Origin of the sequence: Pseudomonas sp. MG-9 (assembly GCF_018729515.1) — a bacterium.
GTDB classification, from domain to species: Bacteria; Pseudomonadota; Gammaproteobacteria; order Pseudomonadales; family Pseudomonadaceae; genus Aquipseudomonas; species Aquipseudomonas serboccidentalis.
In genome coordinates this window covers 366,395-392,523 of sequence record NZ_JAHHZH010000004.1, presented here as the reverse complement: position 1 = coordinate 392,523, position 26,129 = coordinate 366,395, and the positions used below count along the sequence as shown (strand labels likewise).

Below are 26,129 nucleotides of genomic sequence, written 5' to 3'. Positions count from 1 at the left end.
CTTAATGAACCTCGACCACGGAGCCCTGCAATCTCTGCAAGGCATCGTTGACCGCGTCCGGCATCAGCTGGCGCAGGCAGTTGTAATGGCCGAAACGGCAGGTGCGATCGAAGCAAGGGCTGCAATCGAGCCCCAGCCGAACGATTTCGACGTGTTCGGCCAATGGTGGGGTGAAACCCGGCGAAGTCGAGCCGTAGACGGCCACCAGCGGACGGTTCAGCGCCGCCGCCACATGCATCAGACCCGAATCGTTCGACACCACCGAGTCGGCGCAGGACAGCAGGTCGATGGCCTCGGCCAGCGAGGTGCCGCCACTGAGGTTGACCGACTCTTCACGCAGGCCGGGAATCAGCCGCGCGCGGATGTCTTCACCCACCGCGTGATCGTTTTTCGAGCCGAACAGCCACACCTGCCAGCCTTCGCGAATCCGCGTTTCGGCGACCTTGGCGTAATGCTCGGACGGCCAGCGCTTGGATTCGCCGAACTCGGCGCCGGGGCACAGGGCCAACACCGGGCGATCAAGCGTCAGGCCGAATTTGGCCAGCGCCGCTTCGCGGGTCACCGGATCGATTTGCAGGCTCGGACGCGGATAGGGTTTCGGCAGCTCGGCGTTCGGTTCATAGGCCAGGGCCATGAAGCGCTCGATCATCAGCGGATAACGCTCTTTATCCAGCGTGCGCACGTCATTGAGCAGGCCGTAGCGGAACTCGCCGCGCCAGCCGGTGCGCTGTTTGATCCCGGCAAAGAACGGCACCAGCGCCGACTTCAGCGAGTTGGGCAGCAGGATCGCCTGATCGTACTGGCCGGCCAGGGATTTGCCGATCCGCCGGCGCGTCGCCAGCTCCAGCGCGCCATGGCCGAGCGGGAAGCTCAAGGCCTTGCGCACTTCGGGCATGCGCTCAAGGATCGGCCGGCTCCACTCCGGGGCCAGCACGTCGATTTCGCATTGCGGGTGGCGCTGCTTGAGACACTGAAACAGTGTCTGCGCCATCACCATGTCACCGACCCAACTGGGCCCAACGATCAGAATATTCATGTGGTTTCCATAAACGAACCGGGGAGGCATTTACGCCTCCCCGCCTCGAGAATCACAGTGGGAACACCGGCGGCTTGCGATGGGTCATTACCTTCAACATCACTGTCGACAGTCACTCCGCTATCGCGAGCAGGCTCGCTCCTACATTGTTTGTTCGTGTCTCAATCTGCAAATCACCACACATCCCATGTGGGAGCGAGCTCGCTCGCGAAGGGGCCATCACATTCGACATCGCTGTCACCTGACACGCCGCCTTCGCGAGCAAGCTCGCTCCCACAGGGTATTACGTGCAGCTCAAACCGTGTTCAGCTCAGCCCCAACTCTTTCCAGATCCGCAATACCTGCCGGCGTTCCTCGACAAACTGGTCACCCGGGATCACCCCGGCGTCCTTCTGCAAGGCCTGCCGGTGGGCGGCGGAGCGGTAGGCTTTATAGGCCTCGCGCAGCAGGCTGGCGTCTTCGGCAGGCATCAGCCCTTCGTGTTCCAGCTCTTCCAGAATGCGGATGTTATCGGTCCAGCGCAGCAATGGCGGGTGGCTGTGCGACCACGCCAGGGCCGCGTATTGCACCATAAATTCAATATCGACGATACCTCCGGCGTCCTGCTTGAGGTCGAACGGTGCCGTGGCTTCGAAGGCGTTCGCCGCCGTACCGGCCGCGGTGCCCTTGCTGCCGAGGTTGTCGCGCATCTTGGCGCGCATCTCGCTGACTTCCTGCTGCAACTTCGCCAGATCCCGCGCCTTGCCCAATACCTGCGCCCGGACTTTCTCGAACGCCTGCCCGACATCCTGACTGCCGACCAGCACCCGCGCCCGCACCAGCGCCTGATGTTCCCAGGTCCAGGCTTCATTTTCCTGATAGCGCTCGAACGCACCGAGCGAACTGACCAACAGCCCCGAGGCACCGGACGGCCGCAGGCGCATGTCCACTTCATACAACTGCCCGGAGTTGGTCTGCGCGGTCAGCAGGTGAATGATCCGCTGGCCCAGCCGGGTGAAGAACTGCGCGCCATCGATCGGCTTCGGCCCGTCGGTTTCCGCCTGCGGATCGCCGTCATGGATGAACACCAGGTCCAAGTCAGAACCATGCCCCAGTTCCAGCCCGCCGACTTTCCCATAACCGACAATGATGAAGCCGGGATCGCACAAGGTGCCGTCGGTGCGCAGCGGCGTGCCGTACTTGGCGACCGTCTGGCGCCAGGCCAGGGCCAGCACTTGCTCGAGAATCGCTTCGGCCAGCCAGGTCAGGTAATCGCTGACCTTCATCAACGGCAGGCTGCCGGCAATTTCCGACGCGGCGACGCGCAAACGGTGCGCGAGCTTGAAATGACGCAGCGCTTCCATCTGTTGTTCGAGGTCGTCTTCGGGAATCCGCGTCAGACGCTCGCGCAGTTCGGCAGCCAGCTCAGGGGCCAGCGGCGGCTTGAACAGGCGCCCCTCGTTGAGCAGTTCGTCGAGCAGCAACGGGAAGCGGGTGATCTGTTCGGCGATCCACGGGCTCGCCGCGCACAGCGTCAGCAAACGCCGTAGGGCGCCTGGGTTTTCCGTCAGCAACACTAAATAAGCCGAACGTCGAGCCACTGCTTCGACCAGTGGCAGCACCCGTTCCAGCACCAGATCCGGATCGGCGTGCTCCACCGCCTGCGCCAGCAATCGTGGAATAAAGGCATCAAGACGCTCGCGCCCCAGCCGCTGCATCGCGCGCAACTGTGGGCTGCCGCGCAAACCGGCCAGCGCTTTCAGCGCTTTGGCCGCATCTTTGAAGCCGCCTTCTTCCAATTGCCGGCAAGCGGCCTCTTCGTCCTGCGCCTCTTCCCACAGCGGCAGCCATTCACCGCCGACCACCACTTCGCAGTCGGCCCCCTCTTCTTCATCGGGATCGGCGATCACCTGCGCGAAGTGCCAGGCCACCCGGCCACGCCAGAACATCAGTTTTTCGTGGAAAGCCTCCCAATCGGCGAAACCGAGCATGAACGCAATGCGCGCCTGATCCTGAGCGCCGTCCGGCAACATCTGGGTCTGTCGGTCGGCAATCGCCTGGATCGCGTGTTCGGTGTAACGCAGGAATTCATAACCTTCGCGCAGCTCGCTGATCACCGCCGGCGGCAGATAGCCCTGCCCCTCCAGCGTGCTCAATACCTTTAATAGAGGACGCTGCTGCAGGCTCAGATCGCGCCCGCCGTGGATCAACTGGAAGGCCTGGGCAATGAACTCGACTTCGCGGATACCGCCGGAACCCAGCTTGATGTTGTCAGCCATGCCCTTGCGCCGCACTTCCTGCTGGATCAACTGCTTCATGGTGCGCAGCGCTTCGATCGCCGAGAAATCCAGATAACGCCGGTAAACGAACGGCCGCAGCATGTCGAGCAACTGCGCGCCCGCCGCTTGATCGCCGGCCACCACCCGCGCCTTGATCATCGCGTAGCGTTCCCAGTCGCGGCCCTGATCCTGGTAATACTGCTCCAGTGCATTAAAGCTGAGCACCAGCGCGCCGGACGAACCGTACGGACGCAGGCGCATGTCGACGCGGAATACGAAACCGTCGACGGTCATCGGGTCGAGGGCCTTGATCAGGCGCTGACCGAGCCGAATGAAGAATTCCTGATTATCCAGCGCGCGTTTCACGCCGACGGTTTCGCCGCCCTCGGGGTAGGCGAAGATCAGGTCGATGTCGGAGGACAGGTTCAACTCGACCGCGCCGAGTTTGCCCATGCCGAGGATGACCATCTGCTGCGCCAGACCGCTGCGCCGGCCGGTCGGCGTGCCGAACTGCTGACAATGGCGGCTGTACAACCATTGATAGGCCTGGTCGATGGTCGCGTCGGCCATGTCGGAAAGATCGCGGCAGGTCTGCACCAGATCGGCCTGGCGGTTCAGATCACGCCAGATGATCCGCACTTGATGGCGAGCGCGCTGACGGCGCAGTACACGACCGAGTTCGTCTTCGCTTTGCGCGGTGTTCACGGCGGCGGCAATCTGCGCGCACAGCTCACCCGGCGCGAATGGCCGGTCGAGTTCGCCGGACTGCACCAGCGACAGCAACATCAAAGGGTCACGAACGCTCTGTTCAATGACGAAATCGCTGGCGGCACTGACGCGGGCGAATTGCACCCAGCGTTGCGGCGTCCAGGTAGAGAAGCCGTGATCGTCTTCCAGTGAAGCGACGGCCGTACGGAACGACTGCTCGGATCGAGTGACCAACGGCAGGAGAATGGCGGGCAGTTCGGCAAGCGCGGGCAGGGTCATGGTCTATCCTTGATCGGCGTGTAAATGGCCGCTTGTAGTGTTTGATGAAAACCCGCTACGCGAAGGACTGTCGAACAAAAGTTAGAAATAGCTGAAATTTCTTCTTCTTTAGCATCCAGCATCAAAGTTTCACCTTTTACGGATGGTAATCGACCAACCTTAACGATTATTCTCACAACGCAGTCGGAGGCCACAAGCCTTTCATCTGTAGTTTTACTACTCGTCTATACATCCGAAAGGCTGAAATGCTCAAAGATTTGTAGTAAAACTACACGCCGCCGGAACAACCTGTCGGCAATCCAAGAATTTTAAATCGTCTGCCCACAAGGCCAGTCGCAAACTCAGGCAACCGATTCTGGAAGCCTTTCCGCCCTGGAGCAAGCCATGCAAGACCTCGATCCCGTCGAAACCCAGGAATGGCTGGACGCCCTGGAATCGGTTCTCGACAAAGAAGGCGAAGACCGTGCTCACTATCTGATGACCCGTATGGGCGAACTCGCGACCCGCAGCGGCTCGCAGCTCCCTTACGCCATCACCACGCCTTACCGCAACACGATCCCCGTCACCCACGAAGCACGCATGCCTGGCGACCTGTTCATGGAACGCCGCATTCGCTCGCTGGTACGCTGGAACGCGATGGCCATGGTAATGCGTACGAACCTGAAAGATTCTGACCTGGGTGGTCACATCTCCAGCTTCGCTTCCAGTGCGACCCTGTATGACATCGGCTTCAACTACTTCTTCCAGGCCCCGACCGACGAACACGGTGGCGACCTGATCTACTTCCAGGGCCACACCTCGCCAGGCGTTTACGCCCGTGCATTCATGGAAGGTCGCATCACCGAAGACCAGATGAACAACTTCCGCCAGGAAGTCGACGGTCAGGGCCTATCGTCCTATCCGCACCCATGGCTGATGCCTGACTTCTGGCAGTTCCCGACCGTATCCATGGGTCTGGGTCCGATTCAGGCGATCTACCAGGCACGCTTCATGAAGTACCTGGAACACCGCGGTTTCATCCAGCCGGGCAAACAGAAAGTCTGGTGCTTCCTGGGCGACGGCGAGTGCGACGAGCCGGAATCCCTGGGCGCCATCTCCCTGGCCGGCCGCGAGAAGCTGGACAACCTGATCTTCGTCATCAACTGCAACCTGCAGCGCCTCGACGGCCCGGTTCGCGGCAACGGCAAGATCATCCAGGAACTCGAAGGCGTGTTCCGCGGTGCTCAGTGGAACGTGACCAAAGTCATCTGGGGCCGTTTCTGGGACCCGTTGCTGGCCAAAGACGTCGACGGCATCCTGCAACGTCGCATGGACGAAGTCATCGACGGCGAGTACCAGAACTACAAAGCCAAAGACGGCGCGTTCGTTCGCGAGCACTTCTTCAACACGCCTGAACTCAAGGCGATGGTTGCCGATCTGTCCGACGACGAGATCTGGAAACTCAACCGTGGCGGCCACGACCCGTACAAGGTCTATGCGGCGTACCACGAAGCGGTCAACCACAAAGAACAGCCGACCGTTATCCTGGCCAAGACCATCAAGGGTTATGGCACCGGCGCCGGCGAAGCGAAAAACACCGCGCACAACACCAAGAAGGTTGATGTTGAAAGCCTGAAGCTGTTCCGCGATCGTTTCGACATCCCGGTCAAGGACGAAGAGCTGGAGAACCTGCCGTTCTTCAAGCCAGAGCCAAACAGCGCCGAAGCCCGCTACCTGAGCGAGCGCCGTGCTGCCCTGGGCGGTTTCGTTCCACAGCGCCGCGCACAGAGTTTCAGCGTGCCGACGCCGGATCTGGACACCCTCAAAGCCATCCTCGATGGTTCCGGCGACCGTGAAATCTCCACCACCATGGCCTTCGTGCGGATCCTCGCGCAACTGGTCAAGGACAAGGAAATCGGCCCGCGCATCGTTCCGATCATCCCGGACGAAGCCCGTACCTTCGGTATGGAAGGCATGTTCCGTCAGCTGGGCATCTACTCGTCTGTCGGCCAGCTCTACGAGCCAGTCGATAAAGACCAGGTGATGTTCTACAAGGAAGACCAGAAAGGTCAGATCCTTGAAGAAGGCATCAACGAAGCAGGCGCCATGAGCTCGTTCATCGCCGCCGGTACTTCGTACTCCAGCCACAACCAGCCGATGCTGCCGTTCTACATCTTCTACTCGATGTTCGGCTTCCAGCGTATCGGTGACCTGGCCTGGGCCGCTGGCGACAGCCGTACCCGTGGCTTCCTGATCGGCGGCACCGCCGGCCGTACCACCCTGAACGGTGAAGGCCTGCAGCACGAAGACGGTCACAGCCACCTGCTGGCCGCGACCATCCCGAACTGCCGCACCTACGATCCAACCTACGGCTACGAGCTGGCGGTGATCATTCAGGACGGCATGAAGAAGATGACCGAAGAGCAACAGGACATCTTCTACTACATCACCGTGATGAACGAGTCGTACCAGCAGCCAGCCATGCCGGCCGGTGCCGAAGAAGGCATCAAGAAAGGCATGTACCTGCTCGAAGAAGACACCCGCGACGCCGCACACCACGTACAGCTGATGGGCTCCGGCACCATCCTGCGTGAAGTCCGTGAAGCAGCGAAGATCCTGCGTGAAGAGTTCAACGTCGGCGCCGACGTGTGGAGCGTCACCAGCTTCAACGAACTGCGTCGCGACGGCCTGGCCGTAGAGCGCAGCAACCGCCTGAAGCCTGGCCAGAAGCCTAAGCTGAGCTACGTCGAAGAGTGCCTGAACGGCCGCAAGGGTCCGGTCATTGCCTCTACCGACTACATGAAGCTGTTCGCCGAGCAGATCCGTCAGTGGGTACCGTCCAAGGAATTCAAAGTCCTGGGCACCGACGGTTTCGGCCGCAGCGACAGCCGCAAGAAACTGCGTCATTTCTTCGAAGTCGACCGTCATTTCGTGGTGTTGGCAGCCCTGGAAGCACTGGCTGACCGTGGTGATATCGAACCTAAAGTCGTGGCTGAGGCCATCGTCAAGTTCGGCATCGACCCGGAAAAACGCAACCCACTGGACTGCTGAGGAGACATTTTGTGAGCGAACTCATTCGCGTACCTGACATCGGCAGCGGTGAAGGTGAAGTAATTGAACTGTTTGTGAAGGTCGGCGACCGTATCGAAGCCGACCAGAGCATCCTGACCCTGGAATCGGACAAGGCCAGCATGGAAGTGCCGGCCCCGAAAGCCGGCGTCATCAAAAGCCTGAAAGTGAAGCTGGGCGACCGCCTGAAAGAAGGCGACGAACTGCTCGAGCTGGAAGTCGAGGGCGCCGCGCAAGCGGCCCCTGCGCCTGCCGCCGCACCAGCTGCAAAAGCTGAAGCCAAACCGGCTGCTGCCCCTGCTGCTGCCGCGCCAGCCGCTGCTCCTGCTGCCGCTTCGGTTCAGCAAGTGCACGTGCCGGACATCGGTTCGTCGGGCAAGGCCCAGATCATCGAGATCCAGGTCAAGGTCGGCGACAAGGTCGAGGCTGATCAATCGTTGATCACCCTGGAATCCGACAAGGCGAGCATGGAAATCCCGTCGCCTGCCGCTGGCGTGGTCAAGGCCATCAGCGTCAAGCTCAACGACGAAGTCGGCACCGGCGACCTGATCCTGGATCTGGAAGTGGCGGGTGCTGCGGCCCCTGCTGCTGCCGCTCCGGCCCAGGCTGCTGCGCCAGCCGCTGCTGCTGCGCCGGCGCCAGCCGCTGCTCCAGCCGCACCGGTAGCCGACAGCGTTCAGGACATCCACGTTCCGGACATCGGTTCGGCCGGCAAGGCCAAGATCATCGAAGTGTTGGTCAAGGCTGGCGACAGCGTTGAAGCCGACCAGTCGCTGATCACCCTGGAATCCGACAAGGCGAGCATGGAAATCCCATCGCCTGCCGCCGGCGTGGTGGAAAGCGTTTCCATCAAGCTGGACGACGAAGTCGGCACCGGCGACCTGATCCTCAAGCTGAAAGTCAAAGGCGCGGCCCCTGCTGCTGCCCCGGCTCCAGCTGCCGCCGCTGCACCGAGCGCCCCAGCGCCAGCCGCTGCTGCTCCGGCCGCCGCACCTGCTGCTGCCGCTCCAGTGGCTGCGCCTGCCAAACCTGGCGCGAAAGTTCACGCAGGCCCTGCCGTGCGTCAACTGGCCCGCGAGTTCGGCGTCGAGCTGAGCGCTGTTGGCGCCAGCGGTCCGCACGGTCGCATCCTCAAGGAAGACGTGCAGGTTTACGTCAAGGCGATGATGCAGAAGGCCAAGGAAGCGCCGGCTGCTGGCGGCGCAACCGGTGGCGCGGGCATCCCGCCGATCCCGGTCGTGGACTTCAGCCGTTTCGGCGAAATCGAAGAAGTGCCGATGACCCGCCTGATGCAGGTCGGCGCTGCCAACCTGCACCGCAGCTGGCTGAACGTGCCGCACGTGACGCAATTCGACTCGGCGGACATCACCGAGCTGGAAGCTTTCCGTGTTGCGCAGAAAGCCGTTGCAGAGAAGGCCGGCGTCAAGCTGACCATCCTGCCGCTTCTGCTCAAGACCTGTGCGCACCTGCTCAAGGAACTGCCGGACTTCAACAGTTCACTGGCACCAAGCGGCAAGGCGATCATTCGCAAGAAGTACGTCAACATCGGCTTCGCGGTCGACACCCCGGATGGCCTGCTGGTACCGGTCATCAAGAACGTCGACCAGAAGAGCCTGCTGCAACTGGCTGCAGAAGCCGCTTCGCTGGCTGAAAAAGCCCGCACCAAGAAGCTGTCTTCGGACGAGATGCAGGGCGCCTGCTTCACCATTTCCAGCCTCGGCCACATTGGCGGCACCGGCTTCACGCCGATCGTCAACGCGCCGGAAGTGGCGATCCTCGGTGTTTCCAAGGCAACCATCCAGCCAGTCTGGGACGGCAAAGCCTTCCAGCCGAAACTGATGCTGCCACTGTCGCTGTCCTACGATCACCGCGTGATCAACGGCGCCGCTGCTGCACGCTTCACTCAGCGTCTGGGCAGCCTGCTGGGCGACATCCGCACCATCCTGCTGTAACCCCGATTGGCCCTCCCCCACGGGAGGGCCGATCGTGTTTCACGTTTTCGAGCGCCACACGCTCGTACCTCAACCCCGTCAGTTTGACGGGGCTTTTTTTTGCCTGAAGTAAATAGCAGCAACTCTTCCTACACGTTCGGCTTACTTAAGCTACGAACTTAGTCCACTTCGCCTCGATATTTTTTATCGCCAGCCAACTAACCTCTGCCCCTCTAGTTAAAGAACAAAACTTCTGCGCTATCTACCAACAACAAACTTACTCGAACGGATTCGAATATGTTCAAACCGACTATTGGCCCGATCATCGGCCACACGACAACTAATCATGCGCGAATATTTATTCGTGCAGACTATCAAGGTAACTCGCCGGTATTTGCCGCCATCCGTTACAGGGTGACAGGCACACAGCAATGGTCGACCGGCACTTTCGCCGAACTCGATAGTTTGCGCGACATGACGACAGTATTCGCACTCAATAACTCGAGCAGCGACACCGAATATGAATACCAGACCGGCTGGTTCAGCCCGATGAGTCCGGTACACACCGTGGACAGTGTTGCCGAACTGCCACTGCAGTGGCCCCGGGAAATCTACCGCCTGTGTACCCGTTCCAGCAAAGCCTTGCAGCCGCGGGCTTACATCGTCGGCTCCTGCCGCTATTTGCGCATGAGCGCGGGTATCCCGTCGCTGCCCCACCTCGGTGACCGGATCTTTGCTTCCATCAACCAGTTGATCGAAGGTGCGCAACCACCCATCAGTGCCACATTGATGACGGGTGATCAGATTTATGTCGACGACCTTAATCTGATTGCACCTGATCGTGAATATAAGGAAATTCTCAGTAAATACCGTGCAGCGTTCTCACAACCCAACATTCAGCGACTGATGGCCGGCACCTCGACTTACATGATTCTTGATGATCACGAAATCGAAGACAACTGGCCGGCGAACGCCGGAAAGTCCGATCACGAGTTATATCGCAATGCCATGGCGGCGTATGAAATCTATCAAGTCAGCCACAGCCCCGCACATGAACTGACAACTAACAATGAAGTGAACCGGGCAAAACTCGAGCACTACTGGTATCAATTCAGCGACGGCGACATTGAATGGTTCGTGACCGACAGCCGCACCCGGCGCAACCTGTCCACCAATGATCGCCGCATACTTGACGAGGCGCAGGAGCAGGCGCTGCTCGAATGGCTGATCAACAGCCCGGCGCGGGTCAAATTCGTCGTCACCAGCGTGATGTTCTACCCGGACCGCAAACTGCACGGCGACGACGCCTGGAAAGCCTTCCCGGAACAACGCCTGCGCCTGCTGGAAACCATCCGCACCCAGCGGATCAGGAATGTGGTGTTTGTTTCGGGTGATGTGCACGGCTCACTGACCTCGCGCCTGACCCACAGCGAAGACCCGGACTTCGAAGTGCACACCATCGTTTCCTCGCCGTTTTGCAACAGCAAGCTGTTGCCTTATGCCAAGGCGTCGACGTTTATCCTCGATCAACCGCTGGTGCGCACGGCTGCGGGTGACTATCAGCATGAGTTGACCAGCACTGTGGTCAGCGAAGACAACTTCGCCCATGTGCTGGTCGAATCTGATCAGATTTTGATCAATTACCATGATCGGGATGGTAAACGCCTGCAGTCGATTGGCCTGAAATTGCGTTGAATTCCGAAAAGATCGCAGCCTTCGGCAGCTCCTACATCGGCATGCGTACCCTGTCGGAGCCGCTGCGGGCTGCGATCTTTTGCTCTTTTGCAAGAGGCGCTGGAGAAATGCCTTGGGCGGCCGACATATTCTTATAGCACTTGGCCTTCATCTCTCTTGTCAGTCGGTGCCGCAATGATGCAACCTTGCCGCAGGCAACAGTAAAGAGGGCGAGAGCCCGGCGCGTTCAGCATATTTCCAAGCGAGTTCCTTCATGAAGAGCCAACCCGATGCCGCCAGCCGTATGGCGGCCGAGGTAGTGACGCAGTTGCCTGTGCCCTCGCGGCTCGGCATGCTGCGTTTCGAGCGCTTGAATGAAGCCAGTTGGGCGATGCTGTTTCTCGATCCCAATTGCGAGCGCCAGTTCGGCCAGCCGGCTGTCGAATTGTGTGCGCTGGTCGGCTCGCCCTACGCCAGCCTGATGGAGCCAGAAGCGCGCTATCAACTGCACGACACCATTCAGCAACAACTGCGCGACAGCCCGCATTATCTGGTGCGCTACACCCTGCACACCGTCGCCGGCGCCTTGAGCATCCTCGAACTCGGCGAAGCCTACAAACAGCACAATCGTCATCTGTTGCGCGGCTATCTGCTGGCCGTCGATGACGTGTTCGACGAGGCGCCGACGCTGCCGTCCGTCGACCTCGAAACCCAGAATTCCCGCCTGCAGATCGCTCTGGAACTCAACCAGCGCGCCCAGCAGGAACAACTGCAGCACCTTGAGCGGGTGCGCGCCCAGCAGGATCTGATTCTGTTGCTGGCCCGCCAGCGCTACAGCAGCCACAACTCGCTGCAAGAAGCCGCCGAGCTGATCACCCGCTGCGCCTGCGACATCTATGAAATCGACTGCGCCAGCCTGTGGAACCTCGAAGGGAATCTGCTGGTGCCGATTTCCGCGTATCACCGCGCGACTCAGGAATACATCCTGCCGGAGGTGATCGACATCAGCGGTTTCCCCGACTACATGGAAGCCCTGCACGGCAGCCGCGCCATCGACGCGCACAATGCGATGCGCGACCCGCGTACCCGCGAGATGGCCGAAGCCCTGCGCCCGCGGGACGTCAACGCCATGCTCGACGCCAGCATCCGTGTCGACGGTCAGGTGGTCGGCGTGCTGTGCCTGGAGCAGACCGGCGTCAGCCGTGCCTGGCAGTCGGATGAAATCGCCTTTGCCGGTGAACTGGCCGATCAGTTCGCCCAGGTCATCAACAACCACAACCGCCGCACCGCCACCAGCGCCCTGCACCTGTTCCAGCGCGCGGTCGAGCAAAGCGCCAACGCCTTTTTGCTGGTCAATTGCGACGGCGTGGTCGAGTACGTCAACCCGAGTTTCACTGCGATCACCCAGTACTCCACCGAGGAAGTCCACGGCCAGCGCCTGTCGGAGCTACCGGCGCTGGAGAACCTCAGCGAGCTGCTGTTCGACGCGCCCTCGGCGCTGGCCAAAAGTAACAGCTGGCAGGGCGAGTTCAAGAGTCGCCGCAAAAACCTCGAACCGTACTGGGGCCAGTTGTCGATCTCCAAGGTATATGGCGACAACCGCGAGCTGACGCACTACATCGGCATCTACGAAGACATCACCCAGACCAAACTGGCGCAGCAACGCATCGAGCGTCTGGCGTACACCGACAACCTGACCAACCTCGGCAACCGCCCGGCGTTTATTCGCAATCTGGACGAACGCTTCGCCCGGGATAGCGATACCCCGATCAGCCTGCTGCTGGTGGACATCGACAACTTCAAGCGGATCAACGACAGCCTCGGCCACCAGACCGGCGACAAACTGCTGATCAGCCTTGCCCGGCGCCTGCGCAACAGCCTCAGCCCAAGCGGCAGCCTCGCCCGTTTCGCCAGTAACGAATTCGCCGTGCTGCTCGACGACACCGATCTCGAAGCCGGTCAGCAGATTGCCAGCCAACTGCTGATGACCCTCGACAAACCGATGTTCGTCGACAACCAGTTGATCAGCGTCACCGGCTCCGTGGGCCTGGCTTGCGCGCCGCTGCACGGGCGCGACCCGCAGACTTTGATGCGCAACGCCGGCCTCGCCCTGCACAAGGCCAAGGCCAACGGCAAACACCAGGTGCAAGTCTTCACCGAAGCGCTGAACGCCGAGGCCAGTTACAAGCTGTTCGTCGAGAACAATCTGCGCCGCGCCTTGACCCAGAACGAGCTGGACGTGTTCTACCAGCCCAAGCTGTGCCTGCGCAGCGGTCGTTTGCTGGGCCTGGAAGCGCTGCTGCGCTGGAATCACCCGGAACGCGGCATGATCCGCCCGGACCAGTTCATCAGCGTCGCCGAAGAAACCGGCCTGATCATTCCGATCGGCAAGTGGATCGCCCGTCAGGCCTGTCGCATGAGCAAGGCGCTGACCGCGGCCGGAATGGGCAATCTGCAGGTGGCGATCAACCTGTCACCGAAACAGTTCTCCGATCCGGATCTGGTCGCGTCCATCGCCAACATCCTCAAGGAAGAAGCGCTGCCGGCCAACCTGCTGGAGCTGGAGCTGACCGAAGGCCTGCTGCTGGAAGCCACCGAAGACACGCACTTGCAGCTCGACCAGCTCAAGCGCCTGGGCCTGACCCTGGCCATGGACGACTTCGGCACCGGCTACTCGTCGCTCAGCTACCTGAAGAAATTCCCGATCGACATCATCAAGATCGATCGCAGCTTCATCCACGAAATCCCGGACAACCAGGACGACATGGAAATCACCTCGGCGGTGATCGCCATGGCGCACAACCTGAAACTCAAAGTCGTGGCCGAAGGCATCGAGACCGCCGAGCAACTGGCGTTCCTGCGTCGTCACCGCTGCGACGTCGGCCAGGGCTACCTGTTCGACCGGCCGATCCCCGGCGCCGAACTGATCCAGGCACTCAAGCGCTATCCGCGCGGCCCGCTCTGCCTCTAACCCCGCTACCCCATTCTCGCCATAACATGCCGACCCCTGTAGGAACTGCCGAAGGCTGCGATCTTTTGATCTGGTTTTTAAAAAGCAAAATCAAAAGATCGCAGCCTTCGGCAGCTCCTACATTGGGTAGTGATTAACTCGGCATCATTGGGCACACTGACGGTCTACCTTTTACATCCCATCCTGACTGAGAGGAACGCTCATGGTTCTGCGCTCGGAAATTCTGGTGAATAAAAACGTGCTACCGACTAAAGACCAAGCCCTGCCCGGCCGCGAAACCGCGATGACCCTGCCTGAAAAGCATTTCGTCTTCGAAGAAACCCCGCTGCTCGGCCCGTTTTTCCAGGACGTCGACTTCGCGATCTTCGGTCTGGGTTGCTTCTGGGGCGCGGAACGTCGCTTCTGGCAGCGTGAAGGCGTGGTCAGCACCGTGGTCGGTTACGCTGGCGGCTACACGCCGAACCCGACATACGAAGAAGTCTGCTCGGGCCTGACCGGTCACGCCGAAGTGGTGCTGGTGGTGTATGACAAGGCCAAGGTCAGCTACGAAGAGCTGCTGGCGATGTTCTGGGAACTGCACAACCCGACGCAGGGCATGCGTCAGGGCAACGACATCGGTACGCAGTACCGCTCGGTGATCTACGCGACCTCACCTGAGCAACTCGAAGCGGCGCTGAAGAGCAAGGCTGTTTATCAGGCAGAACTGTCGAAGGCCGGCCTGGGCGAAATCAGCACCGAGATCGAACAGGCGCCGACCGTGTACTTCGCGGAGACCTATCACCAGCAATATCTGGCGAAAAACCCGGAAGGCTACTGCGGGATCGGCGGCACCGGCGTGTGCATGCCACCGAGCCTGGCGGGTAACTAAACCCTGAAAGCAAAAGATCGCAGCCAGCGGCAGCTCCTACAGGTCCGTAATCGTTCACACATTGGTGGACGACACTAAACCTTGTAGGAGCTGCCGCAGGCTGCGATCTTTTGATCTTGCCGTTGATCAGCTCTCGGCAATCAACCAATCCATCTGCCACCCACCCTGGGTCTGCCCAAGCTTCTTGGACAACCACGGCAGCAGCTCACGCAACTCTTCCTCCAGCCCCCACGGCGGATTGGCTATCGCCAGACCCGAACCGTTCAGGCTGTTCGGCGTGTCCAGCGGATGCACCAGCAACTCCACGCGCAGCAACTTCGGCGCACCGGTACCGGCCAGGTCCTGATAGAAACGACGCAGCGCACGCTGGTCCTTCACCGGGTACCAGATCGCCGCCACCGTCTGGCGCATCCGGCCAATGGCCTCTTTCATCGACGCCGCGCAACGCTGCATCTCGTCGAGCTGCTCGAACGGCGGATCAATCAACATCACCGCGCGCTTTTCCTGCACCGGCAGCATCGCCCGCGCAACATGCCAGCCCTCGCCCAGATGCACTTTCACCCGACGGTCGCCGGCCATATTGTCCTTGAGCAGCACGCCGTCCTCCGGGTGCTTCTCGTTGAGCATCACCCGATCCTGCGGCCGGGTCAGACGCCGCGCCAGCTCCGGCGAGCCCGGGTAGTAGCGCAACTGGCCATCCGGGTTCATCTCGTGCAGCACCTTCATGTAGTCGGCGGTCAGCGCCGGCAGGTCTGGTTGATCCCACAAACGCGCGATGCCTTCCAGGTACTCGCCGGTACGGTTGGCCTGATCGCCCTGCAGGTCATACAGACCGATCCCGGCGTGCGTGTCGAGATAAGCAAACGGCTGCTCCTTGCGCGACATCAGGGCGATGAGGCGGGTCAAGGTCAGGTGTTTGAACACATCGGCGTGATTGCCGGCATGGAAGGCGTGACGATAATTCATGGCTGCTCCTGCGAGGGCCGTGAAGTTTACCTTTTACCGGGCGGCAAGTCAGGGGTTGGCGGCTGAGCGGCCTCTTACACGTTAAGATCTGACCCAATACCTGTGGCAGGCGAGGGGATAAATCCCCTCGCCACGGGTCATCTATCTCGCTTGACTGGCAGGTAACCTCGACAGGAAGTCAAACCCATGCGTCGCCCTTTCATTTTCTCTCTGTCCCTGATCTGCTCAATGCACGCCGTATCGGACGAAAATCACAGAGCGCAGGCTCGCCAAATGCTCAAGAACTACGGTTTGAGTCACTGCATCCTGAAGCCATTCAAAGAAAATTCAGCATTGCAAAAAGACATCGGTCTGTCCGCTGGCGCCTACTCGTTCATGGGCAAAGGCATGCACACCGTCCTGCAAAATGAAGACACGCTGCAGGTGCTGCACGATCCCTATAAAGAAACCAGAAACTATGTGTATGCGGCCTATGAGCAGACACCGTCGATCAGCAAGCACTCGAAAAGCAATGTCGTTTTTTATGGATGCCTGGAGGTCTACAACTCAGAGGCTTTCGACAGTTTTATCAAGAATCAGGATCGGTACATCGCAGACTGACTGCCACCCCCTCAACGTCAAAAGATCGCAGCCTTCGGCAGCGCCTACAAATGATCCCGTGTAGGAGCTGCCGAAGGCTGCGATCTTTTGATTTTGCTCCTGGAAATTCAGGAAGGCATTGCATGCAACCGCTTGCCGATGACATCCAGCACATCACACCCATCGCGCAACGGAATCACGCAGAGCTGGGCAAAGTCGCTGAGGATCATCGAGTCGCACTCGATCGAACCGCGCATGCACAGGTTTTCCAGCACCTGGACCACGGCGCGGATGCGGTAGTTGGCGGCGTCCATCAGGATATCGAGCGGGGCGTGGGTGTCGACGAACAACGTGGGCATGTCGTTGCAGTTGCTGGTCAGGGCCATGTAGCGGTTGTCGGGGTGGGGGATGTGTTGTTCGTAGGGTGGATCGGGGTTCAAATTTGTCATGGGGTTGCCTTCTAACGTATGGACGGAAACCGCCAACCTTTGCTTCCACGCAAAAGGGTGGCGGCTGTACGCAGGTGTGGAAGACCAGGACGTTAGGCACCCGGCGCACTCGAAAGCGCCCCGCGCACAGCCACCATAAATCACAGACAATAACGAGCGCCTGACGGGTGGCGCTAGAGGCGCCTAACGATAAAGGGCTTCCACACCCTGTCACCGAGTTTGCGGTGACAACGAAAAGACTATCCCTGCCACCCACCGCCCACCAGTTCATGAAAGCCGCCGCAACTCGCAGGAAACGTCCGAGGACTTCGCCCGGAAATGTCACTCCGTCTCTGCCAGCAAATACTCCAGTAACGCCGATGAAGACGATTCTTCCGACGTCGCCAGCAGAAAAAACTGCCTGACCTTGCACTGTAAAACCAGCTCGGGAAAGGCCTCGAACAATGCAGGATTTTGCTCGCTCAGCCACTGCACAGCATTGCCGACGCGAACGTCATCCCCCGCCGCAGCCAAGACCGATTCCGGCACCGTCCACCAAGGAAACACCCGACCCGAAGCTTGCGCCCTGCCCCCGATATCCGCAGCCTGACCATTGATCAAACCGCGCGATATCACCGACATCAGTTGCGCCGAATCCACTTCATCGGACTGCAAGATCGGCAACAAAAACCGCCCATCCCAGAAGCGAAAGAACACTGCCTTCCCATCCGGCATCAGCACCTGCGTCAGACTACGAAAATGCTCGACCAGCACTTCCAGACTCGCCGAGGACACCGCCAGCCATCCCCAATCGCGAGACTCGGTGTTCGCCACCCAATCGAGAAACTCACTGTCCGCCGCGACAATTCCCACAAACGGCATCACTGCGTCCCACTCGGCGTAGATCGTCTCCGCCCAAATCCGGCTTGGTGCTATCTGCGGTGGCTTGGCGTCGCTGGCGCTACTGAAGATTGCGAACAGTTGCTCCGAAGGTTTCAGCGGTTCACGCGCCAACCACGCTGCAGGTGTGAGGCAATCAGGCTGCACAAACACCGTCCTTGCAGCGCTCGCACTCTTCGCAGAATGGCGCATCACCTTTAAAGCTCATGATTTGCGCAGCGGTGAGAATGGCCGCAGGTACTGCTGCGAGTTTTGCCGGCAATCCCGGCACACTCGGTGTCGCGCTCATCGCCGCCATCGGCGCGCCACCGACCTGGATCGGCACGCTGCTGAAGATCCCCCCGGGGCCGATGTTGATCCACTGCCCGCCTGCCTGAATCGTCGCGCTCGCGCCGCCGTCGATGACCACTTGTTGCCCAGCGCTGACGTGGACTTGTCCGCTGGCACTGGTTGCCTGATTGCTTACCCGAATATGCCGGTCGCCGGACACGCTCAGGTGATCGTCCTGCTTCACCTCGGTCTGGCGCTGGCCGTGGGTGATTCGTTGTTCGTCGGCCTTCAGTTCATGTTTGGCAGTGCCCGTGACGACGATGCTGCGCTGGTTGTCGACCTGCACCTGTTGATCGTGCAGTACATGCTGGGTCCAGTTGCGCTGGGCACGCAGGTAGATTTCCTCGGCGCCTTTCTTGTCCTCGATGCGCAGTTCGTTGTAACCGCCGCCACCGGGACTGCTCTGGCTGCGGAAGATGCTGCGGGTCTTGTCCGCCGGCAAGTCCAGCGGCACCGGGGTCGCGGCGTTTGGCAGGCAACCCATGACCAGCGGTTTGTCGGCATCGGCGTCGATGAAACCGACCAGCACTTCCATGCCAACCCGTGGGATCAGCACGCTGCCGTAACGGTCATGCGCCCACCCTGCAGCGACACGCAGCCAGCAACTGGAATGCTCGTTGAGCTCGCCGTCGCGATCCCAGGCCAGTTGCACCTTGACCCGCCCGTACTCGTCGCAGTGGATTTCGGTGTCTTTCGGTCCGGTGACGACGGCAGGTTGATAGCCGAGCATCCGTGGTTTCTCCGGGCCGAGGGCCGGGCGGAAGAATACGTCCCACGGCGTGGCGAGAAAGGTATTACGGTAGCCCTGGAATGTTTCCCCATCACTGGTCACCGATTCCTCCAGCACTTGTGGCTGTCGTCCACGGTGCTCGATGGCAGTGAGCAGCCACAGGTCATTCCAGTCCTGGCGCGGATGCTCGGTCAGTTGCAGGAAATGTCCGCACACCAGGGCGGATTCATCGCTGAGACCTTCAGCCTGACGGTAGTCGGCGACATGCCTTTCCAGCGCACGTTGCGCCAGGTGCTTGCCGGTTTCACGGTCGTTGAACTGGCCGGGAAAGTGGTAGTCCTCCAGCACCGGGCGCAGCTCGCTTTCGCTGCGGCTTTGCAGCTGCAATTGCGGCTTTTCAAAGTTGTAGTCGCGCCGGGTCACCACGCTGGTGCGGGTTTCCACCCGGACATTGAAACGCTGGATGGCCGCTGCACCGGCCGACATGCCGCTGCCCGGCAGGTACAGCGTCGGCGCGGCCAGACGCGGGAACACCGTTTGGTCGTCGCCGAACACCAACACGTGACCTTCGGGACTGTGCTGAAAGTGGTAATGAATGCCGACCTCGGCACACAGGCGCTGGATGAAGGCCAGATCGCTCTCGTTGTATTGCACGCAATATTCACGCACCGGGTAATCGCTGCCGAGTCGAAACTCGAACGCATCGCGCAGGATCGCGTGATCCTTGAGGATTCGCGCAACAATCTGCGGCACCGTTTGATGCTGGAAAATCCGCTGGTTGATGCGATGACCGAGGTACGTCAGACGCGGCACCAGGCTCAGGTGATAGCGCGTCAGACGTTTCCCGGAGTCGCCCTGCCCGACCTGATAAATCTGACCATGGATACCGGAACCGTCCGCATCAAGACTCAGAAACGCCTGACGGTGCAGCAGGCTTTCGAGATCCAGATCCGGTCGCTCACTGACCAGTTCCAGCTCGAAGCGAAAGGGTTGGCTGATGGCTTCCTTGCCCGTGAACTCAAGGACCTTGAGGTCAAGTTGGGCGCCTTCGAGGGTCAACGTGAAACGCGGTTGATTGGCAGGCGCGAACATCCGATGTGTCTCTGCAAAATGAGGGCGGGCGATTCTGCATGAGGGGTAAGGGGTGTTGGGTGGGTGACGGGAAAATCAGATTTGCCCTACTCTCATTGATGAAAAACCCTGCAAAAAGCAGCGCCCTCAACTACAGACAAATCCCTCTGCAACATCACTGAACCCTGTGGGAGCGAGCTTGCTCGCGAAAGCGGCCTATTAGCCGACATCCCCACCGACTGACACGACGTCTTCGCGAGCAAGCTCGCTCCCACATGAGATCCTCAGCGTTTTCAAGAAATCACAGGCATAAAAAAACGGCCCGCCTCCTGTAGGAAACGGACCGTTCTCTTGTGAGCCGAAGCTCAGCGCATCACTTGTTCAGGTGGAAATCTTTTTCCGCCGCTTCGAAGCGCTGCACCATGCCAGTGGTCGGCGAACCGAACTTGCTGACGATGTAGATCGCGAGGCTGGCGAAGATGAAGCCCGGGATGATTTCGTACAGACCCATCACTTCCCAGTGTTTCCACGCCACAACGGTGATCGCACCGACAAGGATACCCGCCAGTGCGCCGTTGCGAGTCATGCCTTTCCAGACGACCGAGATCAGCACCACCGGACCGAACGCAGCACCGAAACCGGCCCACGCGTAGCTGACCAGACCCAGTACCTGGTTTTTCGGGTTGGCTGCCAGTGCGATGGCGATCAGCGCCACCACCAGCACCATGGCGCGACCGATCCAGACCAGTTCTTTCTGGGAAGCTGTCTTGCGAATGAACGCTTTATAGAAGTCTTCAGTCAGGGCGCTCGAGCACACCAGCAACTGGCAGCTCAGGGTGCTCATCACCGCAGCCAGAATCGCCGACAGCAGCACACCGGCAATCCATGGGTTGAACAGCAGTTTTGCCAGCTCGATGAATACGCGCTCGTGGTTTTCAGTCACGGGACCTGCAACTTCCGGGTGCGCCGAGAAGTAGGCAATACCGAAGAAGCCCACAGCCACGGTGCCGCCCAGGCACAGGATCATCCAGGTCATGGAGATGCGACGGGCATTGGCAATCGACTTCACCGAGTCAGCGGCCATGAAACGCGCCAGGATGTGCGGTTGACCGAAGTAGCCCAAGCCCCAGCCCATCAGCGAAATGACGCCAATGAAGGTGGTGCCCTTGAGCATGTCAAAGTTGCTTGGGTCTTGCGCTTCGATCGCCAGGAACGTGGTGTCGACGCCACCAGTAGCCAGCAACACGATGATCGGCGTAAGGATCAGCGCGAAAATCATCAGCGTGGCTTGTACGGTGTCGGTCCAGCTCACCGCGAGGAAACCGCCAACGAAGGTGTAGGCAATCGTCGCCGCAGCACCGGCCCACAGCGCCGTCTCGTAGGTCATGCCGAACGTGCTTTCGAACAGGCGGGCGCCAGCCACGATGCCAGATGCGCAATAGACAGTGAAAAACACCAGAATCACGATCGCCGAAATGATGCGCAGCAGGCCGCTTTTGTCTTCGAAACGGCTGGAGAAGTAGTCCGGCAGGGTCAGCGCATCGCCGTTGTGCTCGGTCTGCACGCGCAGACGGCCGGCGACGAACAGCCAGTTCAGGTAGGCGCCGACGATCAGGCCGATGGCGATCCAGCTTTCGGACAGGCCGGACATGTAGATGGCGCCCGGCAGGCCCATCAGCAACCAGCCGCTCATGTCGGAAGCACCGGCAGACAGAGCCGTCACGACGCTGCCCAGGCTACGACCGCCCAGAATATAGTCAGAAAGGTTGTTGGTGGAGCGATAGGCCATCAGGCCGATCAGCACCATTGCTGCGATGTAGATCACGAACGTGATCAGGGTTGGATTGCTAACGCTCATTGAGTTACGCCCTGGCTTTGTTTTTATGTAGCGGCGGTGGTGAACCGCTCGCAAACGACGACGTTTGGCAGACGATCCGGGATCCCGCGCATTTAAGACTGATGTTTCCCCAGGAAAGCCATCAGCCGGGTACACCGGGTATCCCGGTTGCACCTTGGGCGCGAATGCTATGCAACAAATCAAATAAGGTGCAACCAGTTTCGAACGAATAAGTTGCACCTAGTCGGATTTAGCCTCAAATACCCCGTTTTTGCTCCCTTTTGTGGCAGTCATAACCGTTGGCTAGAAGCAAAAGCACCAAGCAGGAGCAGCACTTTCGTACCAGAAAATAATTCCTGACGAGCTGCCTATTATTCCGACAAAAAAGGGTTGCACCCGGTTGCACCTCTCTCAGCGCACGGCTAATCTTGCCGCCAGCTGATGCCACGCAACTGTGGCAACCATGAGGATAAAAATATGGCTACCACCACCCTTGGGGTCAAACTCGATGACCCGACCCGCGAGCGCCTGAAGGCTGCCGCAACCTCGATTGATCGCACGCCGCACTGGCTGATCAAGCAGGCAATTTTCAATTACCTGGAGAAACTCGAGGGTGGTGCAACCCTGACCGAGCTGAACGGTTTGACCGCCAAGGACAGCGATGACGCCGGTGAAGTCCACACCGATCACGCCCACCAGTGCTTCCTCGAATTCGCTGAAAGCATCCTGCCGCAATCAGTACTGCGCGCGTCGATCACCGCCGCTTACCGCCGCCCCGAGCCGGAAGTGGTACCGATGCTGATCGAACAGGCACGCCTGCCGGCACCGATGGCCGAAGCCACCAACAAACTCGCCGCGACCATCGCGGAAAAACTGCGTAACCAGAAAAGTGCCGGCGGTCGTGCAGGCATTGTTCAGGGCCTGCTGCAGGAATTTTCCCTGTCGTCCCAGGAAGGCGTAGCGCTGATGTGCCTGGCCGAAGCGCTGCTGCGTATCCCGGACAAAGGCACTCGCGATGCACTGATCCGCGACAAGATCAGCACCGGCAACTGGCATCCGCACCTGGGCAACAGCCCGTCGCTGTTCGTCAACGCCGCGACCTGGGGTCTGCTGCTGACCGGCAAACTGGTGTCGACCCACAACGAAGCCGGCCTGACGTCGTCGCTGAGCCGCATCATCGGCAAGAGCGGCGAGCCGATGATCCGCAAGGGCGTCGACATGGCCATGCGCCTGATGGGCGAGCAGTTCGTCACCGGCGAAACCATCGCCGAGGCACTGGCCAACGCGAGCAAGTTCGAAGCCAAGGGCTTCCGCTATTCCTACGACATGCTCGGTGAAGCGGCACTGACCGAGCACGACGCGCAGAAGTACCTGGCGTCGTACGAACAAGCTATTCACTCGATCGGCAAAGCCTCCCACGGCCGTGGGATTTATGAAGGCCCGGGCATTTCCATCAAGCTCTCGGCACTGCACCCGCGTTACAGCCGTGCGCAGTACGAGCGCGTGATGGATGAGCTGTACCCGCGCCTGTTGTCGCTGACCCTGCTGGCCAAGCAATACGACATCGGTCTGAACATCGACGCCGAAGAGGCCGACCGTCTCGAACTGTCGCTGGATCTGCTCGAGCGTCTGTGCTTCGAACCGCAGCTGACCGGCTGGAACGGCATCGGTTTCGTGATCCAGGCTTATCAGAAGCGTTGCCCGTACGTGATCGACTACGTGATCGACCTGGCTCGCCGCAGCCGTCATCGCCTGATGATCCGCCTGGTGAAAGGCGCGTACTGGGACAGCGAAATCAAGCGCGCCCAGGTCGAAGGCCTGGAAGGCTATCCGGTCTACACCCGCAAGGTGTACACCGACGTTTCCTACATCGCTTGCGCACGCAAACTGCTGTCGGTACCGGAAGTCATTTACCCGCAGTTCGCCACGCACAACGCCCACACCCTGTCGGCCATTTACCACATTGCCGGTCAGAACTATTACCCGGGCCAGTACGAATTCCAGTGCCTGCACGGCATGGGCGAACCGCTCTACGAGCAGGTTGTCGGCAAAGTTTCCGAAGGCAAGCTGAACCGTCCGTGCCGCGTGTACGCACCGGTCGGCACCCACGAAACCCTGCTGGCGTACCTCGTGCGTCGCCTGCTGGAAAACGGCGCGAACACCTCGTTCGTCAACCGCATCGCCGACCAGTCGATTTCGATTCAGGAATTGGTGGCCGATCCGGTGGCTCAGATCGAGCAGATGGCGACCGTGGAAGGTGGTTTCGGTCTGCCGCACCCGCGCATTCCGCTGCCGCGTGACCTGTACGGCGCCGAGCGCGCCAACTCCGCCGGCATCGACATGGCTAACGAACACCGTCTGGCCTCGCTGTCCTGCGCCCTGCTCGCCACCGCGCACAACAACTGGAAAGCCGCGCCGATGCTCGGTTGCGCCTCCAGCACCGAAGCGCCAGCACCGGTGCTGAACCCGGCAGATCACCGCGATGTAGTCGGTCACGTGCAGGAAGCCACCGTCGAAGACGTCGACAATGCGATCCAGTGCGCCCTGAATGCCGCGCCAATCTGGCAGGCCACCCCGCCAGCCGAACGCGCCGCGATTCTGGAACGTGCCGCCGACCTGATGGAAGGCGAGATCCAGCCACTGATGGGCCTGCTGGCCCGTGAAGCCGGCAAGACCTTCGCCAACGCCATCGCTGAAGTCCGTGAAGCCGTCGACTTCCTGCGTTATTACGCGGTGCAGGCACGCAACGATTTCAGCAACGACGCCCACCGCCCACTGGGCCCGGTGGTGTGCATCAGCCCGTGGAACTTCCCGCTGGCCATCTTCAGTGGCCAGGTGGCTGCCGCACTGGCCGCCGGTAACCCGGTACTCGCCAAACCGGCAGAGCAAACTCCGCTGGTAGCCGCGCAAGCCGTGCGCCTGCTGCTCGAAGCCGGGATTCCCGAAGGCGTGCTGCAACTGCTGCCGGGGCGCGGTGAAACCGTCGGTGCCGGGCTGGTTGGTGATGAGCGCGTCAAAGGCGTGATGTTCACCGGTTCCACCGAAGTCGCACGTCTGCTGCAACGCAACATCGCTGGCCGTCTCGACAGCCAGGGCCGTCCGATTCCACTGATCGCCGAAACCGGTGGCCAGAACGCGATGATCGTCGACTCCTCGGCACTGACCGAACAAGTCGTGATCGACGTGGTGTCCTCGGCCTTCGATAGCGCCGGCCAGCGTTGCTCGGCACTGCGTGTACTGTGCCTGCAGGAAGATTCCGCAGACCGTGTCATCGAAATGCTCAAAGGCGCGATGGCCGAATCCCGTCTCGGTAACCCTGAGCGTCTGTCTGTGGACATTGGCCCGGTGATCGACGCCGAAGCCAAGGCCGGCATCGACAAGCACATCCAGGGCATGCGTGATAAAGGTCGCAGTGTGTACCAGGTGGCGATTGCCGACAGCGAAGAAGTTAAACGCGGCACCTTCGTCATGCCGACCCTGATCGAGCTGGAAAGCTTCGACGAGTTGCAACGCGAGATCTTCGGCCCGGTGCTGCACGTGGTGCGTTACAAGCGCAAGGACATCGACCAGTTGATCGGCCAGATCAACGCCTCCGGTTATGGCCTGACTCTCGGCGTGCACACCCGCATCGACGAGACCATCGCCAAGGTGATCGACAACGTCAACGCCGGTAACGTCTACGTCAACCGCAACATCGTCGGTGCCGTGGTCGGCGTGCAGCCGTTCGGCGGCGAAGGCCTGTCGGGTACTGGCCCGAAAGCCGGTGGCCCGCTGTACCTGTACCGCCTGCTGTCGACTCGTCCTACCGATGCGATCGAACAATCCTTCGCTCGCGGTGATGCGGTCGTCGCACCGGACGTGCGCCTGCGTGATGCCATGAGCAAACCGCTGAACGCGCTGAAAGCCTGGGCTGAAAGCAACAAGTACGCCGACCTGAGCACCCTGTGCGCGCAGTACGCCGCCCAGTCGCAAAGCGGTATCACCCGCGTGCTGGCCGGTCCGACTGGCGAGAAGAACAGCTACGCGATCCTGCCGCGTGAGCACGTGCTGTGCCTGGCGGAGGTTGAAGGCGATCTGCTGACCCAACTGGCGGCGGTATTGGCTGTCGGCGGTTCGGCGGTATGGCCGGAGTCCGACCTCAGCAAGGCGTTGTTCGCACGCCTGCCGAAGGAGATTCAGGCGCGGATCAAGCTGGTTTCCGATTGGAACAAGGACGAGGTGGTGTTTGATGCCGTTCTGCATCACGGCCATTCCGACCAGTTGCGCGGTGTCTGCCAGCAGATCGCCAAGCGCGCCGGTGCGATCGTTGGGGTTCAGGGCTTGTCCCAGGGCGAAACCAACATTGCGCTGGAGCGTCTGGTGATCGAGCGGGCGTTGAGTGTTAACACCGCTGCGGCGGGTGGTAATGCGAGCTTGATGACCATCGGTTAAACCTCTGTAACTCCAGGCGACCGCAATGGTCGCCTGGCACTCATACAGAAGATCAAAAGATCGCAGCCTTCGGCAGCTCCTACA

Annotated in this window: 15 protein-coding genes; 7 read left to right on the top strand and 8 right to left on the bottom strand. The window is 60.4% G+C overall.

Annotation, left to right across the window (positions count from 1 at the left end):
• Nucleotide 1: 1 nt before the first annotated feature.
• The 3 genes from waaF to KKQ10_RS28560 form a co-directional block, all read right to left on the bottom strand.
• Nucleotides 2–1,036 (bottom strand): lipopolysaccharide heptosyltransferase II, encoded by a 1,035-nt coding sequence (gene waaF, locus KKQ10_RS12635; protein ID WP_215501283.1) that lies wholly within the window; start codon nt 1,034–1,036, stop codon nt 2–4.
• Nucleotides 1,037–1,341: 305 nt separating this feature from the next.
• Nucleotides 1,342–4,281, bottom strand: a complete 2,940-nt coding sequence (glnE, locus tag KKQ10_RS12630; protein WP_215501282.1) for a bifunctional [glutamate--ammonia ligase]-adenylyl-L-tyrosine phosphorylase/[glutamate--ammonia-ligase] adenylyltransferase — start codon at nt 4,279–4,281, stop codon at nt 1,342–1,344.
• A complete protein-coding gene (locus KKQ10_RS28560; RefSeq protein WP_256198919.1) occupies nt 4,278–4,403 on the bottom strand; it encodes a hypothetical protein in 126 nt (41 codons plus the stop codon). The genes glnE and KKQ10_RS28560 overlap by 4 nt, the downstream gene beginning before the upstream one ends.
• 262 nt (nt 4,404–4,665) lie before the next feature.
• On the opposite strand from KKQ10_RS28560, the gene aceE reads away from it, so the two are divergent.
• The 5 genes from aceE to msrA all read left to right on the top strand — a co-directional run bounded on the left by aceE (nt 4,666) and on the right by msrA (nt 14,773).
• Nucleotides 4,666–7,311 (top strand): pyruvate dehydrogenase (acetyl-transferring), homodimeric type, encoded by a 2,646-nt coding sequence (aceE, locus tag KKQ10_RS12625; RefSeq protein WP_127648682.1) that lies wholly within the window; start codon nt 4,666–4,668, stop codon nt 7,309–7,311.
• An 11-nt stretch (nt 7,312–7,322) separates the two neighbouring features.
• Entirely contained in the window at nt 7,323–9,281 is a 1,959-nt protein-coding gene (aceF, locus tag KKQ10_RS12620; RefSeq protein ID WP_127648681.1) for a dihydrolipoyllysine-residue acetyltransferase, read from the top strand.
• 276 nt (nt 9,282–9,557) lie between these two features.
• Complete coding sequence (locus KKQ10_RS12615; RefSeq protein ID WP_215501281.1) at nt 9,558–10,955, top strand: alkaline phosphatase D family protein; 1,398 nt, start codon at nt 9,558–9,560, stop codon at nt 10,953–10,955.
• A gap of 253 nt (nt 10,956–11,208) precedes the next feature.
• Nucleotides 11,209–13,905 (top strand): putative bifunctional diguanylate cyclase/phosphodiesterase, encoded by a 2,697-nt coding sequence (locus KKQ10_RS12610; RefSeq protein WP_215501280.1) that lies wholly within the window; start codon nt 11,209–11,211, stop codon nt 13,903–13,905.
• A 202-nt stretch (nt 13,906–14,107) separates the two neighbouring features.
• A complete protein-coding gene (gene msrA, locus KKQ10_RS12605; protein ID WP_215501279.1) occupies nt 14,108–14,773 on the top strand; it encodes a peptide-methionine (S)-S-oxide reductase MsrA in 666 nt (221 codons plus the stop codon).
• Nucleotides 14,774–14,899: 126 nt separating this feature from the next.
• On the opposite strand, the gene KKQ10_RS12600 is transcribed toward msrA, so the two are convergent.
• Entirely contained in the window at nt 14,900–15,739 is an 840-nt protein-coding gene (locus tag KKQ10_RS12600) for a 23S rRNA (adenine(2030)-N(6))-methyltransferase RlmJ (RefSeq protein WP_016772007.1), read from the bottom strand.
• A 186-nt stretch (nt 15,740–15,925) separates the two neighbouring features.
• Between KKQ10_RS12600 and KKQ10_RS12595 the strand changes: the two genes are divergently transcribed.
• Nucleotides 15,926–16,339, top strand: a complete 414-nt coding sequence (locus KKQ10_RS12595) for a T6SS amidase immunity protein Tai4 family protein (protein WP_127648677.1) — start codon at nt 15,926–15,928, stop codon at nt 16,337–16,339.
• A gap of 107 nt (nt 16,340–16,446) precedes the next feature.
• On the opposite strand, the gene KKQ10_RS12590 is transcribed toward KKQ10_RS12595, so the two are convergent.
• The 4 genes from KKQ10_RS12590 to putP form a co-directional block, all read right to left on the bottom strand.
• Nucleotides 16,447–16,767 (bottom strand): hypothetical protein, encoded by a 321-nt coding sequence (locus KKQ10_RS12590; RefSeq protein ID WP_215501278.1) that lies wholly within the window; start codon nt 16,765–16,767, stop codon nt 16,447–16,449.
• Between the two features lie 321 nt (nt 16,768–17,088).
• Nucleotides 17,089–17,793 carry a DUF4123 domain-containing protein gene (locus KKQ10_RS12585; protein ID WP_215501277.1) on the bottom strand — a complete coding sequence of 235 codons (705 nt, stop codon included), beginning with the start codon at nt 17,791–17,793 and terminating at the stop codon, nt 17,089–17,091.
• On the bottom strand, nt 17,783–19,798 hold the full coding sequence (locus KKQ10_RS12580) for a type VI secretion system Vgr family protein (protein ID WP_215501276.1): 2,016 nt from the start codon (nt 19,796–19,798) through the stop codon (nt 17,783–17,785). The genes KKQ10_RS12585 and KKQ10_RS12580 overlap by 11 nt, the downstream gene beginning before the upstream one ends.
• A gap of 352 nt (nt 19,799–20,150) precedes the next feature.
• Nucleotides 20,151–21,635: a sodium/proline symporter PutP gene (gene putP / locus KKQ10_RS12575; RefSeq protein ID WP_127648673.1), complete on the bottom strand. Its 1,485-nt coding sequence runs from the start codon at nt 21,633–21,635 to the stop codon at nt 20,151–20,153.
• Nucleotides 21,636–22,091: 456 nt separating this feature from the next.
• Here putP and putA point away from each other — a divergent pair, with 456 nt between their 5' ends.
• Nucleotides 22,092–26,045 carry a trifunctional transcriptional regulator/proline dehydrogenase/L-glutamate gamma-semialdehyde dehydrogenase gene (putA, locus tag KKQ10_RS12570; RefSeq protein ID WP_215501275.1) on the top strand — a complete coding sequence of 1,318 codons (3,954 nt, stop codon included), beginning with the start codon at nt 22,092–22,094 and terminating at the stop codon, nt 26,043–26,045.
• Nucleotides 26,046–26,129 lie beyond the last annotated feature (84 nt).

Bases quoted from the DNA above. Each gene is read 5' to 3' on its own strand.
- KKQ10_RS12590 (WP_215501278.1), bottom strand. From the start codon at position 16,767: ATGACAAATTTGAACCCCGATCCACCCTACGAACAACACATCCCCCAC.
- KKQ10_RS12580 (WP_215501276.1), bottom strand. From the start codon at position 19,798: ATGTTCGCGCCTGCCAATCAACCGCGTTTCACGTTGACCCTCGAAGGC.
- putP (WP_127648673.1), bottom strand. From the start codon at position 21,635: ATGAGCGTTAGCAATCCAACCCTGATCACGTTCGTGATCTACATCGCA.
- waaF (WP_215501283.1), bottom strand. From the start codon at position 1,036: ATGAATATTCTGATCGTTGGGCCCAGTTGGGTCGGTGACATGGTGATG.
- KKQ10_RS28560 (WP_256198919.1), bottom strand. From the start codon at position 4,403: ATGCTGGATGCTAAAGAAGAAGAAATTTCAGCTATTTCTAACTTTTGT.
- msrA (WP_215501279.1), top strand. From the start codon at position 14,108: ATGGTTCTGCGCTCGGAAATTCTGGTGAATAAAAACGTGCTACCGACT.
- KKQ10_RS12600 (WP_016772007.1), bottom strand. From the start codon at position 15,739: ATGAATTATCGTCACGCCTTCCATGCCGGCAATCACGCCGATGTGTTC.
- KKQ10_RS12610 (WP_215501280.1), top strand. From the start codon at position 11,209: ATGAAGAGCCAACCCGATGCCGCCAGCCGTATGGCGGCCGAGGTAGTG.
- KKQ10_RS12595 (WP_127648677.1), top strand. From the start codon at position 15,926: ATGCGTCGCCCTTTCATTTTCTCTCTGTCCCTGATCTGCTCAATGCAC.
- aceE (WP_127648682.1), top strand. From the start codon at position 4,666: ATGCAAGACCTCGATCCCGTCGAAACCCAGGAATGGCTGGACGCCCTG.
- KKQ10_RS12615 (WP_215501281.1), top strand. From the start codon at position 9,558: ATGTTCAAACCGACTATTGGCCCGATCATCGGCCACACGACAACTAAT.
- putA (WP_215501275.1), top strand. From the start codon at position 22,092: ATGGCTACCACCACCCTTGGGGTCAAACTCGATGACCCGACCCGCGAG.
- glnE (WP_215501282.1), bottom strand. From the start codon at position 4,281: ATGACCCTGCCCGCGCTTGCCGAACTGCCCGCCATTCTCCTGCCGTTG.